Below are 15,935 nucleotides of genomic sequence, written 5' to 3' on the forward strand. Positions count from 1 at the left end.
CAGCGTGGCTCAGCCACAGTCGACCCCCACGCACCCACGCGGATCGCCTTGAGACGTGTTGCCCCGCCCGTCGATAACCGCACCGTTGCGGATCTCGATGCCGCAGTCACCATTGGACCTCGATGTGTTGTCACGGATCACAAAAATGGGCTCGCCAGCCTCGATATCCACGTGCAGTCCGTCGTTGACGGGCCCTGGGGCGCCTCGGCCGTTCGCCGTGAATGTGTTGTTGGCGATGGTCACCGGTCCGTCCCGTTCTCCGCTCGGGGCCTGAATGAAGATTCCGGCCTTGCGGTTTCCGCTGAATGTATTGCGTCTGAGCGTCAGGCCGGCGGCTTCGTTGAGCGGTCCTGTAATCGAGACACCGATATCGTTGCGTTCGAACTGGTTGTCCTCGATGAGGGTGCCCGCTTCACTGGCGGCCAGTTGAAGGTCGATCGCGACCGTCGCACCCTCGAACCGGTTGCGCTGATAGACGTTGTCGAGAGAGTTTCCGAAGTGGGTAATCTTGCTCCGGACGAACTCGTTGTCCGCGAACACGGCGTCGTCGTGCAGGAATACCGACACGGCTACGTCGACGAACGTGCTGCGGGTGACCTGCGTCCCCGCGAACTCTTCGACCCGGAACCTGCCCCCGGTGATGGTGCTGTCGTTGACGACCGGAAATATGGCGCTGCTGAAGTGCATTCCGCCACGGACGTCCACGTCCGCCACCACGGGGTTGCTGGATCCGCTGAACTCAACGGCGAACGGGGGCTGGGCCCATACCTCGGATCCGCGGAGTTCGGCACCCGGCGATTGGGCGATATTCAGGTGACCGTTGAGCGTGACGTCCTCTACGCGGGCGCCAGGCACGCGCTCGAATCCGACCCCGCCAAAAACCGTGCCGTTCCGAACGACGACGTTCTCGGTGGGGTTCTCCAGGGAGAGCGGCCGTGCCTCGATGGCCACGCGGGTCGAGCGGAGTGTGTGGCCGTTGAGGTCGATGACGACGTCGCCGCCGATCACTCGGATCGCCGGGCTGGTTTCGCCGCAGTCGAGATCGGCACGCAGCACCACACTGACCGAGATCCGATCCCCGCACCGTACCTGCGGCGACGGCACGGCGACTGTCAGCGCGGTGGACTGCTCCGCCCGGCCCGGGCCGGCAACGACCACCAAGGTGACCCGGTAGGTACCCGGCGCATCGAAGACGTGGTCGAACTCGCCGTTGGCGGAACTCACCTCCGCCGTGCCGTCGGGATCCCGCACTACGCTCCACTGCCAGGTGTCGGGTGTCCCGGTGACGTCGGCGGCGAAGTGCACCTCCTGACCGGCTTCGGGGGTACGCGGTGTGATCCGTAGGCGCTGGATCCTCAGGTCGCCGCCCGGGCTGGGTGAGCCCGAAGGGCTCGGTGTGAGCCGCTGGGTGCCGACGGGGCTGGGCGTCGGCGTCCGCTCGGGGTCCGATGTGGGCTCGGATTTCGGGTTGTCTTTCGTGCGTTGGACGGTTGGCGTGGGTTTCGGCGGCTCGTACTTCTTGATTCGGCGTACCTGGCCGTCTGGCGCGATGACTCCCGCGTGCTCGCTGTTGGGATCGTTGTAGAAGACCAGCCCGTCCCGGGGGATCAGCTCGAACGGAACGTTCCTGTTGAAGAGCGGAACTGTCCGCGCAACCGCGCGGCTGGACAGGTCCACGATGGAGACGGTGTTGGACGAATGGTTCGGCACGTACGCGTGGTCACCAACCTCGACGGTTGGCCCGAGCTCGTCGCCGCCCACGCCGACAGAGACGGTGAAGTCACAGGCGCCGTTCTGGAAAGTACAGACGGTGAGGGCCGCGGTGGCCGGCTCGGCGATGAACAGGCGCTGCCGCGTCGGCGAGCCGGTGACGATGTGATCGTCCTTGACGTTGGTCAGCAGCGTCCGCCGCGTCCGTCCTGTCTCTGGGTCGAGGACACTCGCCAAGCCGGTTGCTCGGTCGAGCACGACCGGAAGTCCGGCGGTGACGTGCAGGCTCACGTCCTGTGTGGACCGAATGACCGGTCGGCGCAGGTTCTCCCGGAGCGAGCTGGTGGTGGCACCAAGGTGGGCGATTTGGCCGGTGGCGGGCTCGAGCGCCCATACCCCGTTCCCGGCGCTGGCCGTCGTCCGGTCGGTGCCGGCCACAGCGGCCGGACGCCCCAGCTGGCCCAGCGTTCGTGGCTCCGCCGCCTGCAGCAGGCGGCTGTGAGTATTGAACACGTAGAACGACGTCTCGGTGGCGTAGGCCACGATGCCGCCAGGGCTGCCGGGCAGCGGCGTGCCGGCGACGGTGTCCAGTGTGGCGCTGTCGACGACCGCCGCTCGGCCGCTTTTGTTGTCGATGGCATAGCCGAACCGGCCTTGTTGGAGGGCCGTGAACTCGGTGCCCGGCGCCGCGACGGTTACGTCTGCGGCGACCTGGGCCGCAGCACCGTCGACCAGTGTCAGCTTGCCGATCGCCCTGGACGCGAGCCAGACCGTGCCGGAGAGTACCCGGGGCTTGGTCGGCGGCAGGGTGTGCCGGAGCCCGACCAGGACGAGCGCCGCCAGGAGTGGCACCGCCGTCGCGGCGGCAAGGATGGCACGGGTGCGGCGACTCGTCCCTCGGATGTGGATCCGGCGGACGGCACCAGCGGCAAGGTGCAGGGCACGGCGGGTCACGGTCGCCTCCTGTACTGCCGTCGCGCGTTGCGTCGGCGACGAGTTTTGACCGCTACGATCAGGGGTCTGGGGCTGAACCAGACGTGCAACCGCCGGGGCGCGGCCCAGCCCCGTACGAGGCCTCGGCGGAATTCACGCTCAAGGCGCCACGCGCGCAGGGCCGCGTCCGGTGCCAGGTGCCCCGGACCAAATGTCGCGCGGGTCGCCAGCGTGGCGAGCTCGGGCAGGGCGCAGGCCCGGGCGCCGAGCTTCGCCTCCGCCCGCATCGCGATCTCCGTGGCGGTCATCGAGCCTGGTACCGCCAACCGCCGCTCGACGAGCCGGTCGACCGTCTCACACCAGGCCCCGACCACCCGCGCGGGAGCGGTGGGCGCGCGTCTCCGGTGTCTCCGCCGTACTACCTTGACCATCGGCACGCCGATGATCAGTCCGGTCGCGGCACCGGTGATACCGAGGGCGATCGCCAGCAGAGAAGAGAAGCCAGGCGGTGGCTCCGGGCGCTTCGGGGGTGGTGGGCTGGGCACGATCGACGGGGTCGCCTCCGGCTGCGCCGCCCCCGCGTTGCTCGGCGTGGGCACGACGGTCGGCTCGGCGATGGCGGACTTCGACTTTCGCTCCGGGTCCGTGGGGTCGTAGGCGACCCAGCCGTAGCCGTCAAGGTGGACTTCTGCCCACGCGTGGGCCTCGCGCGTGGTCACGGTCCGGATCGCGCCGGTGCTGGGGAGCCGGTACCCGACCGCGACGCGAGCCGGCATATTTAGGAGCCGCGCGAGCACCACGAACGCGGACGCGTGCTGTTCCGCGTAACCGTGTGCGTCGCGGACGTTCGCCGGGGCCCCGAGCATCCGGCCAATCGCGGCGTAGGAGTGCCCCGGCGGGGCACTGAGGTCGTACGGCAGGCTGCGCAGGTACGCCTCCAGTGCGCTGAGCTTGCCCGGCGTGGTCGGTTCGACATCGGTGAGCTGGTGCGCCAGTCCCCGGATTTGGGGCCGCAATCCGTCCTCGGGCAGCTGGACATAGCGCGCGAAGGCCGCCGACCGGCTGGGCGCCGCCGTACTATCCACATCGCCCGCAGTGACGCCGGCGCCGATGATCGTGTAAGTGATGCCGTCCAGGCGGCCGTCTGCGGTATCGGCGACCACCGTTCCGGACGTCGCGCTGTAGCCGATCTGGATCTGTCGAGGGCCAGCCAGCTCGACCTGCAGCGGCCAGCCAGCGACCGGCAGATAGGGCCCGTCCAGCGATCGGATGCCGATCGTAAGAGCCTGTCTCGGACCGGCGTCCGATCGTTCGTTAGCGGGGAGGCGGCGCCCGGCCAGCAGATGGTTGTCATGCGCCGTCCACAGGGCGCCGTCAAAGGTGTCCAGTGCCGCAGTCCGGATCAGCTCCACTGGAGCCGCGGCTTCGTCGGGAGTCTGGACGACAAGGACCGTGCGAGCCGGTTTCTCGTCGAGCTGGCTCCGCACCATCGACAATGGACTAAGCAGGTCCGGGTGGCGCAGCCCGTACGGGTGCAGCGGCCTCGGATCGGCGCGGCGGTCGCCGGCAGCGGGCAGGCCGAACTGGATAGCGCCCGTGCTCGCCAGCGCGACGGCCGCTATCGCCGGGACGCCGAGCAGCACCGCTGCGGGCATCCGTCGCCTCGCCGCCAAACGGTCGCCTTCCGCCCGTGCCCGGACAGTGGCGGCTTGCCGGCGAGCGCGAACCAGCGCGAGCGCTCCCGTGGCAAAGGCCAACACTACCGCCAACCACGAATGTGTATGCCCTGCACTCGCCACCATCACGAGACCGGCAGTGAACGCCAGCAGCGACGGGAACGCGGGGGCCAGCGGCGACGCCGTGCGGAGCGCGAGGAGCACCGCGACGAACGCCGCCGTCCAGACCAGCAGCAGCACCGTCACGAGCATCCTGGTATCGAGATCCGCGGGGAGGCCGATCGACAGCATCCGTGCCCACCCGGTAGCGAGCCCTCGAACGGCCTCGAGAGCTGTCGTCGTCCAGGGCTGCCCGATCTGGGCCCCGTGTATCGATACGGCGATCGCCGCCAGCACGACGAAGCCACCGACGCCCGCATACACGATCCGTACGGCTTGCCATCGACGCTTCGCCGCCACAAAAGTGAGGACAGCGACTCCGGCGAGCGCCGCGACGGCGGAATACAGGTAGCCCTCGGTGGCGAAGAAGTCCTGGAAGATAAGGGCAGCCGGCGCCGTCGCGACTATTGACAGTCCGATCTGGACAGCGTCGCCGACCGTGCCGCTTCCGCGCTTCGCGCCTTCGACGGTCATGGTCGCACCCAACCGATCCAGCGCTCGGAGAAGTCGAACGCGGTGCCGACGTCCAGCAGCCGCCCGTCCCGTGGAGCGGTGGAACGCTCCGCCTCCGGCACACCGACACGCACGAACTGGACCGATGTCACGGCCGCGGCATTGAGGACAGCGGACAGTTCATCATCGTAGGCGTTGCCCGTGACCACCGTCAGGGTCGCCACCTCGTCAACCGTCGCCAGCGCGTCATGCCAGCGGGCGGCGCCCCGCGCTGCGGGAGTGAGTCTGACCCCGGCCAGAAAGTCGAGGACCGTACCCTCCGGGTCGCCATCAGGGCCGTCCGAAGGCGGTGGCGCGGCGCGCGCGGAATCCGTGGTGCACAGGGTGAGCGGAGCGCCGGTGCGGGTCACGGCGACGGCGAGTGACGCGGCGATGCGGACCGCGTCCTCAAAGGACTCGCTAGTGTATCGGGTCATGGCGGTGTCGAGCACGATGGTGAACCGCATAGTCGAAGGCACGAACGCCTGCCGCACGACTAGGCTGCCGAGGCGTGCGCTGGATGGCCAGTGGATCAGGCGCGGGTCGTCGCCGTCGACGTACTCGCGCAGGCTGTGAAACGAGGTCTGCCCCAGATGCGGGTTCGCCGTCCACCCGTCGAGTTCGCGGGAGCCGTACGCGTCCGTTGCCGCAAGGGGATATACCCGCGGACGCACGTACACAGTCTGCGGTCGACCGGACCAGGACCGGCGTGCTGCCAGCCGCAGCCCGTCGTAGCGCGCGACCGACGGCGGCGGAAGTTCGTACACACCGCGGCGCGGCGGTGTGATCCAGTAGGTCCGCACCTGCTCACCAGCGCCCGCCCGGAGCCGGGGAAGGCTGACGTGGGTACGCACTCCGTCGATGACCTCGGTGAGTTCCAGCTCAGGTACACGCCACCGGCCTGAGTTCGCGCACCGGACGTCGCACCGGATCTTCTCGCCCTCCTCGACCCGGTCAGGATGGACGAAGCGCTCCACGGTGATCCCGATGCGGGGCAACGCACGGAGCAGGCCGGCGGTCACAGCGGTGGCCGCCGCCAGACCCAACGCGAGTACCTCCGGATAGTCGAAGTAGGTACCGACGACTATCAGGACAGCGCCCGCGGCGAGCGCGCTACGCCCGGGACCCGTCAACGCCACGGTCAACGGAGTGGCACCCTTCCGGGCACGTCGGCATTGTGCAGTACCTCCGAGATGACCTTCTCCGCGGTGTTCCCTTGACGCCGGGCGTCCTGTTTCAACAGCAGCCGGTGCGCGAGTACCGGGATCGCGACGTCCTTGACGTCGTCGGCGATCGCGTACGCTCGGCCCTTCGACGCGGCCCATACGCGGGCCGCCGCCGCGAGGGCGATGCTGCCGCGAGGGCTCGCGCCCAGCCGGACGTCGGGGTGGCGGCGGGTCGCCTCGGCGATGGCGACGACATAGTCGAGCAGCGGCGGGTTGACCTCGACCTCCCGGGCCAGCATCACCATCGCGGAGACCTCGTCGCCCGAGATGACGGGGCGGATCTGCGCGGGCGTCACTCCGGCGAGTGCCTGCGCAATGATCGATGTCTCCTCGACCGCGGGTGGATATCCCATCGAGACACGCATCATGAAGCGGTCCAACTGGGCCTCGGGCAGTGGATAGGTGCCCTGATAGTCGACTGGGTTCTGGGTCGCCAGGCAGAAGAAAGGGCGTGGGAGCCGGTACGTTCTGCGGCCCGCCGTGACCTCACCTTCGGCCATCGCCTGCAGCAACGCGGACTGGGTCTTCGCCGACGCTCGATTGATCTCGTCGCCGAGAACGACGTTTCCGAAGATCGGACCCGCTCGGAACTCGAACTCGCCCTCCTTCTGGTTGTAGATCTCGACGCCGGTGATGTCGGCCGGGAGCAGGTCGGGCGTGAACTGGACCCTGTGGAAGGTGCCGTCGATCGACGCGGCGATCGACCTAGCCAACGACGTCTTCGCGACGCCGGGAACATCCTCGATCAGGAGGTGCCCCTCGGCGAACAGACAGACCAGCGCGAGGCGCACCGTCTCCGACTTACCGCGAATAAGGCGCTCGACATTGCCGGACAGGCTCTCGAATTGATGCTTGAAATGCAGGCTCTGGCCTGGCATGTAAGCTCCTCGCCGACTAGAGAATCTTGAAGATCCGTCACCTCGACACAGTCGTGCCCTCGCATAATGTCGACGTACGACCGATTCACAAACCAACTGTCGACTTGCTGACGTCATCCTTTTGAGTGACCCATGTCGGAGCGCGGAATTGTCTGACCGATCCGATTCTCGATCCGACAGACAAACGTTGGCTACGTCTTGGGCGTTGTGTCGAGTGGGTGACAGACCATTCGAGGGTTTGTGGCGATGATGCTCGCCAACTGTGCGGTTGTCGTTGGCCCAGTTGTGGAGGACGCGTGCGGATCGAGATCGAGTGGATCGATGACGTCGACGGTGGACTGGCCGAGTTGGAGGCCTTCCTCCGGCAAGATCCGCGGATGGACGAGGTGCCCCTAACTCGGGGACGCCCGGTGGTGGCGCCTACGTCGCTCGGTGTCCTCGAGGTTCTGGAGGTCATCGCCACCGACGTGACCCTGGGAATGGTCGCCAGCGCGTTGTACGACTTTTTGCGTCGTCATAATCGGGCCGGTACCGCGGAAGCGAGCACACAGTTGCGCCTGACCCGAACCGACCTGCCAGACGAAGTGCGGCATGTGGAAATCGAGTTGTCGGGGTCAGCTGCAACCGTGGAGCAGGTCGTCCGCGATGCCTTGACCGCCGACTGAGGGCAGGGCTGTGGTTGAGACGTCACGACCGAATGTCGACGTGGGACGGCTGGATCCCGGCCAATCCGTGGCCGTACTGATCGGGGTTGGCGAATATCCCCGTTCTGACTACCCATCGGTGGTCGCGGCACGGAACAACGTGGAGCGCCTAGCGGCCGCGTTGGCCAGCGACGAGCTGTGGGGACTCCCGCAGCCGACGCGGCTGTTGGAACTGGTCGACGGCGACCGGGCGACCGTGCTACGCACCATCGCGGATGCCGGGCGGCTGGTCGGCCGACAGGGGATGCTACTGGTTTACTTCGTGGGGCACGCCGAGCCGGCGGGTGGGGAGCTGTGTCTGGCTATGCGTGACGCGGACCGGTCAAATCCGAAGGCGACGATGGTGCCGGTGGCGGAGTTGGTTAGAGCAGCAGGCGGTTCGCGGTCAGACATGCGGATGCTGGTGTTGGATTGCTGCTTTTCCGGCCGGGCCGGCTCCGCCCTGCCTGGCGTTTCGGTCAAAGTCGGTGAGGCGGCTGGCTGGTATTTCATCGGCGCGGCCGACGGTAGCAGCGAGGCGTCGGCGCCCGCCGAATCCGACATGACCCTGTTCACGGCCGCGATGGTGCAAGTGCTGGAGGGCGTACCGACCGGGAATCGATGGCTCACTCCCGCAGATGTATGGGAAGCCATGACCGCTTGCCTGCCCGCCGACCACCCACCCGTGCACAATGACTTGGCGTGGGCTCGCCGCCGGCTGTGGGTGAAAAACCGCCGCTACAGTCGTTCGCGCCATCAAGCCGTCCGGCAGGGTGCGGCCGGTGCCGATGCGGATCAGGACGACCCAATTCCTGACCCTCCGGCGTTGTACGCCGAGCCGCGCTACCTCGGGTCGCATCCGTTTGTGGGGCGGGCGGGCCAGCTACAGACGCTCGACGACTGGGCCGAGCCGGCACAGCCGCACCCGGTGTTGTTGTTCGAAGCGATCGGAGGCACCGGCAAGAGCATGCTCACCTGGCAGTGGCTCACCAACCACGCCGCAGCCACGCGGGACGACTGGGCCGGACGCTTTTGGTACTCGTTCTATGAAAAGAACTCCACGATGGCGGAGTTCTGCCGGCGTGCCGTGGCGTACATGACCGGCCGACCGTTGACCGAGTTCCGCGATGTCAAACAGGCCACACTCACCGGAATGTTGCTGCGAGAACTGCGGTCGCGGCCGTGGTTGCTGGTGTTGGACGGCCTGGAGCGGGTACTGGTGGCCTACCACCGCTACGACGCCAGCCAACTGGCCGACGAGTTGGCCGGCCAGAGCGACGAGATCGCCGGCCGAGACCCGTGCAGCGCGATCCGGCCCGATGACGACGACCTGCTGAGGCAACTCGCGACCGGGGCGCCTTCGAAGATCCTCATTACGTCGCGATTGACGCCTCGGGTGCTGCTCAACACCGCCAACCAGCCCTTCCCTGGTGTTCGGGTCGAGCGGCTGCCCGGCCTGCGCCCACCGGACGCCGAGGCCCTGCTGCGGGAGTGCGGAGTCGACGGCGACACCCAACGGATGCGGGACTTCCTGCAACGCCACTGTGACTGCCACCCCCTCGTCACCGGCGTCGTCGCCGGTCTGATCAACGCATATCTGCCCGCCCGGGGTGACTTCGACCGATGGGCGGCCGATCCCGCGCACGGTGCGCTGCTCGACATCGGCGACCTGGACCTGGTCCAGAAACGCAACCACATACTGTCGGCCGCACTGGACACGCTGCCAGAAGTAGGTAACCGCCTGCTGTCGGCGCTGAGTATGCTGCCTGGTGTCGTCGGCTACGCCACCCTCGACGCTCTCAATCCTCACCGGCCGGAGCCACCGAAAAGGGTCGCAAGACCGGTCGATCCTGAGTCGGGATGGGAATGGGTGTCAGCGACAGCCGAAGAGCGCGTCCGATACCGGGAGGACCACCAGCGTGCCATGGCCGCGTGGGAAGAGTCCGAACGGCGTCACGCGCAGTGGAACGCAGCGCCTGAAACCCTTGCCGCCGCCGAGGCTCTGTCCAAGACCGTGGGCGATCTCGAACGCCGGGGCCTACTGCAGTACGACCGCCAAGCGGGTCGCTGGGATCTACATCCGGTCGTCCGCGCCACCACTCGCGCTCGTCTCACGAGCAGAGTCCGGGACCGTCTCGGCCAGCAGATCATCGACCACTTCTCGCAGTCCCAGGGCACCTCCAAGACCGTCGATACTCTCGACGATCTGCACAACGCGCTCACGGTGGCGCGCACGATGGTCCAGATCGGACGGCTCGACGACGCTGCCGCGGTCCTCACGCACGACCTTAGTGATGCATTACTGTCCGATCTGGAGGCGTATCCTGAATTTGTCTCGTTGGCGCGTCCGATGTTCGCGTCGGACTGGTCCACGCCCATTGCCGGACTGACTGAGCCCACCATGCTGGCGAACGCTGCGTCCTTCGCGCTACATCGCCTCAGTCTGTATAGGGAATCGGCACGCCTATCCCGGATGTGCGTAGAGACTTACCTTTCCAAGGAGAACTGGGCTCAACTAGGAGCCGACCTGAACAATCTCGCCAGAACCTATAATCGGTTGAATAGCCTGGCGATCGCGTGGCGCTGCAGCCGACTCGCTCTGGATCTGGCCGAGGCGTTGGACGAGCAGAGCCACCTGTTGATCGCCAGAAGTCACCAAATGCAGCTTCTTGCCACGCTGGGCAGGTGGACGGAGGCCGAGCAGCTCTGGCATGTGATCGAACCGATGGACCGCGACGTATCGCGAAGAATGACCCTGCCAGGAGGCGTGGAAATAGCACATCTCTCCTGGGTCGCGTTTCCGCTTGGCCAGCTAACGGACGACGCCCTGGCCAACGCCGAACAACTCGCCGCCACGGGCCGAAACCGGTATGGGCTACGCAAGCTGCAGTTCCTACGCGGGCTGTGGTGCCTGAGCCGCGACGATCCGACTGGCGCCGTCGAACCCCTCCACGAGGCCGTCCGCATGGCCAACGAAGCAGGCTTCGCAGACACCAGGGCGGAAGCCCACCTTGCGTTGGCTCGCCTACGTTCCCGACCCGACAACCGCGCCGACGCAGGCCGCCTCGCACGCCGCCTGTCGAGCCACGCCATCGCACCGCACCAGCCACTGGCTGAACTGTGGCTGGCCCTCGGCGACAGAACCCAGGCCGCCGAACACGCCCGAGCCGCATACATCCGATCCTGGGCAGACGGAGAGCCCTATGTCAGGCGACACGATCTCACCCAGGCCACGGCCCTGCTTCACAGCCTGGGCGTGCAGACACCGGCGCTACCACCGCACGACCCCGCCAGCCACCCGATCGAAGGCTGGGAAAGCTCCGTCGCCACAGCCATTGCCAAGCTCCGTGCCGACGACTGAGCACCAACGGCGGAACCCGCTTACCATGCTTGCCCCTGACAAGCGCCCGCCCCGGCCGCAGTGAGCCGCTTCCGCAGCCGACGAGAGGACGGGGAGGAAAGGAACGGCCGCCCCAACCAAGCACCAGCGCAACCACCCGCGCCCAACCCGGCGTGTCACGAACAGACCACCAGGATCGCCCACTATTACAAACGGCGCGAACGCCTCAAAGTGTCACGACACTCAAAGCAATGACTCGCCGTAGCAGCACTATGGCCCGATCCTGGCCGCGCGGGCTCGTGCCACTGCTTCCGATCGGCGCCGGGCGCCGAGTTTCTCCAGAACGTTGTGGACGTGGTTCTTGACGGTGCTGACTTCGATGTATAGCCGTGCTGCGATCTCCTTGTTTGACATGCCCTCGTCGATCAATGCGAGGATTTGCCGTTCGCGCGTCGTCAGGCCGATCATGCTTCCGCGGCGTGCGGGTGTGGTTTCGGACGCTACTACCCAGCGGAGGAGCACGGCAGTCGCTGCTGGTGAGCAGGCGATCTCACCCCGGGCGATCACTCGTGCGGCATCGAGGATTTCCGACAGCGTGCCGTCGGCGGCTACGAAACCGGAAATACCGGCTCGGGCGCACTCCATTACGGTGGCGTCGTCGTCAGTCGCGGTGATGACCAGGACCCGCGCCGAGGGTTCGGAGCGGGAAAGTGCACACACCGCGCGTAGACCCGCGTCCGTGGACGCGTCGGCGAGCACGACGTCGGTGCTGTGAGCGCGCATACAATGCGACGCCTCTTGGGCAGACGCCGCCACGCTGACCGTGCCAACGCCATCTTCCTGGTCCAAAGCTGCGGCGAAGCTCTCCCGATACACCCGGACCGGCCCGAGCACTAATAGTGACATCATCGACCGATGACCTCCGCTCTCGCTGGAGCGCAGGTCCGATAGGACCTGCGCCACCATAACGCGAGTGGGACCGCAGCGCTGTCGCCAAGGCGTCCGCCGATGGATACAGATCCTCCGGTCCAGTCCCGCGGATGGATTCTGGCGGGCAGGATTTCGGTTCCGGTACCGGATCAACGGCCTCATGCTCGCCGCCGTCGGCGCTCGTAACGTCGGACGGTGTCACGGATTCGTATTCTCCTGGCTGGCGCCACGTCCGACCTGCGGTCCATGGTCCACGACGCGGTCGCAGGTCAGCACGACCTGCTCATCGTCGGCGAGACAAGCGGTGAGGTGGAAACCCTTCTCGAAGCCGGTCGAATTCACGTCGAGGTAGTCATTGTCGGGATGCGAGGCGCGGAGCTGCCGCCCGTGGCTGAGCGTCTGTTGGATGAGTACCCGCGGCTTGGCGTGCTCGCGGTCGACCTTGATCGGGACGAAGGAATGCTGTATCGCCTGAGCCCTCGGGTCACCCGTATCAGTGACATCAGGATCACGGGTTTGGCGGGAATGGTTCGGCAGATCGCGCCGGAGCGGAGAGGCTAGGCATTGGCTGGATAGGAGAAGCGATGGCAGAGATCAGCGCAGAGACGGTCTATCCACGGCTGCGGGAGGTTCTGGATCCGCGGTTCGCGTCGCTGTCGGACGCGGAGCTCGAGGCGGCGTTCGAGTCGGCTTTTGGTGAGGGCGTCACGCCGGCGGAGTACGAGGAGTTCTTCAACGGGCTAGGCAAGGCGCTGAGCGGCGTGGCCCGCGACGTGGGCCAGTTCGCGCAGCAAGCCGCACCGGTGGTCGCCACCGGGTTCCAGGGCGCGCTTCAGGGAGCCGCCGCCGGTAGTCGGCTCGGTCCATGGGGCGCGCTCGGAGGAGCGTTGACCGGTGCCGCGGGCGCGGCGCTCAGCAAACACGGCCAAGGCGCCGCGCGCGATGTGGGCGGCGTGCTCAGCGGTGTGGTCGGTACCGCCGGCGCGTTGCGCGGGGGCGGGGCACCGGACGCTGCCGCGAACCTTCTCGGACTGCTACGTCGGCCGGAGATGGGGCAGGCGATCGCAGGGCTGCTTGGCGGTTCAGGCACGGCCGTGCCGGTCGGCAGGTCCGGCACACCGGTACCAGCCAGCGCCTTCGCCGGCCTGCTGTCTGCCCTTGCCCGGCAAGCCGAGGCAGAAGCGCTGGCTACGGATACCGCCGAGTCGGTGCCGGCGTACCTGGTCGGACCAACAGGTCAGCTCGTCGCCGATCCGGCCGACCCCGACCAGCGCGCCGCTCGGCTGTTCCAGCTCCTGGCCCGCGAAACGGAGTACGACGAGGCGGCTGACTGGCCGGAGGCGGAGTACGACGACGCCGACGATGACGTGTTGCTGTATGCGCCGACCCGGTGGTGACCGGCGATGGCGAGCACTGAGCAGCTCATCGAACTGCTGCGGCAGCAGGGACCGGGCGGCGACCTCACCGACCCAAGGATCGCACCGGTCGCCGATCTACTCGCCCGGCGTGAGGCGGAGCTCAACGAGGAATTGGCGCGTCAGGAGCGGGAACTGGAGGAGACCCAACAACAGGCGCGGCGCCGAGAACGTGCCGAGGCACTGCGTGGCCACCTCGACGCGCTAACCACCGAGCTGGCGTCGGCGCGGGCGTTGCTCGATGACCTGACGGCGGCGCTGGGGGCGTGTCCAGCCTGCTGCGGCGAAGACGCTGCGTGCCGGTGGTGTCGCGGTCGCGGCGGCGGTGGCTTCACGACACCGGACCCTGACGGCTTCGAGCGGTTCGTCGTGCCCGCGGTGCGCATGTACGTCCGGATGCGTACACCGAACAACACCGAGGAAGAGCACCGGAAGAGCGTGGAATAGGAGAGATTCATGAACGGGTACACCGACGAACTCGACTCCCTACTGGACGGATTCGAGTACGAGGACTTCGACGAGCGTGTCGCTCGGCGCCGTCCGACCGCAGTCCGCACCCCGAGCCGCCAGAGCAGCTTCACCTCGAGGCAGGCTCCGACGGCGGCGAGCCAGGGTCAGGTGCAGGCAGCCGCACGCAATCTGGACGCCAAGATCGAGACGCTGGGCAATGCCGTCAAGACGTTGGAGAGCCGGACCAACGGCCTGGCCGCGGAGCAGGAGCGGACCACAGCGCTGCTGAGGAAGGAAGCCACCGATCGGACCAAGGGCGTCGACGCGACGCGGGCGGAGCTCCAGCAGACGAGGATGTTGGCGCTGCTGCTGCCCTTGATCAGCCAGCAGGCTGTGGAAGTGCCCGCCGAGGACGGCAGGACGGTCAAGGTGGTGACCCAGTCGCAGGACCAGCTGTCCACACTCCTGCCACTGTTGCTTTTGTTGCCGGGGCTCAGCGGCGGCGACACGGGTAAACCCATGGACCTCACTCCAATTCTCCTAATCACGGCGCTGCGGAAGTAGGAGGCGACTATGACCAGCCCAGCGGTTCCGATCCTCAACTTCGGCGGCCCCGCCGGCCGGAGGATCGCCGTGCCGGATGTCGTGGGTAAGGAAAAGGCCGAGGCCGAAAAGATCCTAAAGGAAGCCGGCCTACGTTGCCGCAGCCAGGACGCGGAGTCCTTCACGCCGCTCGGAAAGGTGGTAAGCCAGGAACCCGCGCAAGGAAAGACGGTTCCTCCGAATACACAGGTTTTGATCAACATTGCGATCGCCCCCCCGGGTCCGCCGCCGGACTTCGACAAGCTCTTCAAAGAGCTGAAGGATGCCGTCGCCGCCGCTTCGGCCGAACTTGGCCAGGTCAGGGCCGACGTGACCCAAGTCAAAGCGGACGTTGGCAGCGTCAAAACCGAGGTGACGCAGGTCAAGTCGGAGGTGGGCACGGTCAATACCCATGTGACGCAGGTCAAGGCCGATGTGGTTGCTGTCACCACGGCCGTGCAAACGGTCGAGACGGAGGTCGATGCGAAGGGACGGCATGACGTACTGGTCCAGAAGCTGGACGACATCGCGGCCAAGCTGAAATCGGCCGGGGCAGGCCCCGGCGCAGCCAAGAAAGCGTAGCTGGGACGCGGGATGGACCCGGCACTGAGGGAGCTGGCGCGGCGCGGCGATCCGGGTGACGAGGTCGCGGTGATCCTCCGGCTGCGTGACCCGGCGCGGACGCCGCCTGATGCCCGGGTCGTCTGCCGGTTCGGTGACGTCGTGACGGCACGTGTCCGACGTGGCGAGTTGGCGCGGGTGTGGGCGGACACCATCACCGTCAGTGTGAAGGCGCCGCACTGGTACACCCCTGACCTCGAGCCGCCGGACGCGCCGACGATGGAAGTGGAGGCCGGCGCCACCATGCCGGGCGACATCGGCCGGTCCTCCGGGCTGCCGTGGACCGGGAAAGGGATTGTGGTCGGATTCGTCGACTGGGGTCTTGATGTCCAGCACGCCGCGCTACGGCACTCTGGCGGCGGCGGTACCCGGGTCGAAGCCCTGTGGTTACAGGGTTCCAGCGGGCCGGGCGCCCCGTCCTCGTACGGCTACGGCCGGGTCTTCGATGCCTCTGACATCGACGCCGCGCTGAGGGAGGACGACCCGTACGCGATGCTTGGTTACCATCCGGCGGACTTCGACGCAGGCCTCGGTGCGCATGGCACTCACACGACCGGGATTGCGTGCGGCAATGGGATAGGGGGCGGTCAGCCGGGTTTTGCGTCCGATGCGGCGATCGTCTTCGTGAACCCAGGCCGACACGACCGGATAGCCCCGCTCGGGTCCTCTGTGGAACTGCTAGAAGCGTTGGACTTCATCGTGCGCAAGGCGGCCGGTCGAGCCTGTGTCATAAATCTCAGCCTAGGCAGGCATGCGGGTGAACACACTGGACGGTCGCTCGTGGAGCGTGCGATGGACCACCTGGTTTCAGCCGTCCCAGGCAGAGCCATAGTCCAATCG

General features: G+C 67.1%; 12 protein-coding genes and 1 pseudogene. 8 read left to right on the top strand and 5 right to left on the bottom strand.

Features of this window, described 5'->3' with window-relative positions; genetic code table 11:
- Nucleotides 1-9: 9 nt before the first annotated feature.
- Genes QMG73_RS31545 through QMG73_RS31560 form a run of 4 tightly spaced genes read right to left on the bottom strand, consistent with a single transcriptional unit; the run spans nucleotide 10 to nucleotide 7,074 of the window.
- Nucleotides 10-2,664: a right-handed parallel beta-helix repeat-containing protein gene (locus QMG73_RS31545; RefSeq protein WP_281901744.1), complete on the bottom strand. Its 2,655-nt coding sequence runs from the start codon at nucleotides 2,662-2,664 to the stop codon at nucleotides 10-12.
- Entirely contained in the window at nucleotides 2,661-4,952 is a 2,292-nt protein-coding gene (locus tag QMG73_RS31550; RefSeq protein ID WP_281901745.1) for a transglutaminase family protein, read from the bottom strand. The genes QMG73_RS31545 and QMG73_RS31550 overlap by 4 nt, the downstream gene beginning before the upstream one ends.
- Complete coding sequence (locus QMG73_RS31555; protein WP_281901937.1) at nucleotides 4,949-6,109, bottom strand: DUF58 domain-containing protein; 1,161 nt, start codon at nucleotides 6,107-6,109, stop codon at nucleotides 4,949-4,951. Before QMG73_RS31555 ends, QMG73_RS31550 begins: the two co-directional genes overlap by 4 nt.
- Before the next feature lie 2 nt (nucleotides 6,110-6,111).
- On the bottom strand, nucleotides 6,112-7,074 hold the full coding sequence (locus QMG73_RS31560) for an AAA family ATPase (protein ID WP_281901747.1): 963 nt from the start codon (nucleotides 7,072-7,074) through the stop codon (nucleotides 6,112-6,114).
- Nucleotides 7,075-7,370: 296 nt separating this feature from the next.
- Between QMG73_RS31560 and QMG73_RS31565 the strand changes: the two genes are divergently transcribed.
- Nucleotides 7,371-7,739: a hypothetical protein gene (locus QMG73_RS31565; RefSeq protein ID WP_281901749.1), complete on the top strand. Its 369-nt coding sequence runs from the start codon at nucleotides 7,371-7,373 to the stop codon at nucleotides 7,737-7,739.
- Between the two features lie 40 nt (nucleotides 7,740-7,779).
- Entirely contained in the window at nucleotides 7,780-11,118 is a 3,339-nt protein-coding gene (locus QMG73_RS31570; protein ID WP_281901751.1) for a caspase family protein, read from the top strand.
- Between the two features lie 249 nt (nucleotides 11,119-11,367).
- Here the strand turns inward: QMG73_RS31570 and QMG73_RS31575 are convergent, their stop codons facing one another.
- Complete coding sequence (locus QMG73_RS31575) at nucleotides 11,368-12,063, bottom strand: LuxR C-terminal-related transcriptional regulator (RefSeq protein ID WP_281901753.1); 696 nt, start codon at nucleotides 12,061-12,063, stop codon at nucleotides 11,368-11,370.
- Nucleotides 12,064-12,222: 159 nt separating this feature from the next.
- Between QMG73_RS31575 and QMG73_RS31580 the strand changes: the two genes are divergently transcribed.
- The 6 genes and pseudogenes from QMG73_RS31580 to QMG73_RS46505 all read left to right on the top strand — a co-directional run.
- Entirely contained in the window at nucleotides 12,223-12,588 is a 366-nt protein-coding gene (locus tag QMG73_RS31580) for a hypothetical protein (protein WP_281901755.1), read from the top strand.
- Between the two features lie 23 nt (nucleotides 12,589-12,611).
- Nucleotides 12,612-13,424, top strand: coding sequence for a hypothetical protein (locus QMG73_RS31585; RefSeq protein WP_281901757.1), 813 nt, complete (start codon nucleotides 12,612-12,614; stop codon nucleotides 13,422-13,424).
- A 6-nt stretch (nucleotides 13,425-13,430) separates the two neighbouring features.
- Entirely contained in the window at nucleotides 13,431-13,889 is a 459-nt protein-coding gene (locus QMG73_RS31590; protein WP_281901759.1) for a hypothetical protein, read from the top strand.
- 9 nt (nucleotides 13,890-13,898) lie between these two features.
- Nucleotides 13,899-14,456, top strand: coding sequence for a hypothetical protein (locus tag QMG73_RS31595; RefSeq protein ID WP_281901761.1), 558 nt, complete (start codon nucleotides 13,899-13,901; stop codon nucleotides 14,454-14,456).
- Nucleotides 14,457-14,465: 9 nt separating this feature from the next.
- A complete protein-coding gene (locus QMG73_RS31600) occupies nucleotides 14,466-15,056 on the top strand; it encodes a PASTA domain-containing protein (RefSeq protein ID WP_281901763.1) in 591 nt (196 codons plus the stop codon).
- Between the two features lie 282 nt (nucleotides 15,057-15,338).
- Nucleotides 15,339-15,935 (top strand): annotated as a pseudogene (locus QMG73_RS46505) (S8 family serine peptidase); the annotation flags it as partial.

Source organism: Phytohabitans aurantiacus, from assembly GCF_027923225.1.
Lineage (GTDB): Bacteria > Actinomycetota > Actinomycetes > Mycobacteriales > Micromonosporaceae > Phytohabitans > Phytohabitans aurantiacus.

Coding starts and splice junctions, on each gene's coding strand:
- QMG73_RS31550 (WP_281901745.1), bottom strand. CDS start 4,952: ATGACCGTCGAAGGCGCGAAGCGCGGAAGCGGCACGGTCGGCGACGCT.
- QMG73_RS31560 (WP_281901747.1), bottom strand. CDS start 7,074: ATGCCAGGCCAGAGCCTGCATTTCAAGCATCAATTCGAGAGCCTGTCC.
- QMG73_RS31575 (WP_281901753.1), bottom strand. CDS start 12,063: ATGGTGGCGCAGGTCCTATCGGACCTGCGCTCCAGCGAGAGCGGAGGT.
- QMG73_RS31585 (WP_281901757.1), top strand. CDS start 12,612: ATGGCAGAGATCAGCGCAGAGACGGTCTATCCACGGCTGCGGGAGGTT.
- QMG73_RS31590 (WP_281901759.1), top strand. CDS start 13,431: ATGGCGAGCACTGAGCAGCTCATCGAACTGCTGCGGCAGCAGGGACCG.
- QMG73_RS31595 (WP_281901761.1), top strand. CDS start 13,899: ATGAACGGGTACACCGACGAACTCGACTCCCTACTGGACGGATTCGAG.
- QMG73_RS31600 (WP_281901763.1), top strand. CDS start 14,466: ATGACCAGCCCAGCGGTTCCGATCCTCAACTTCGGCGGCCCCGCCGGC.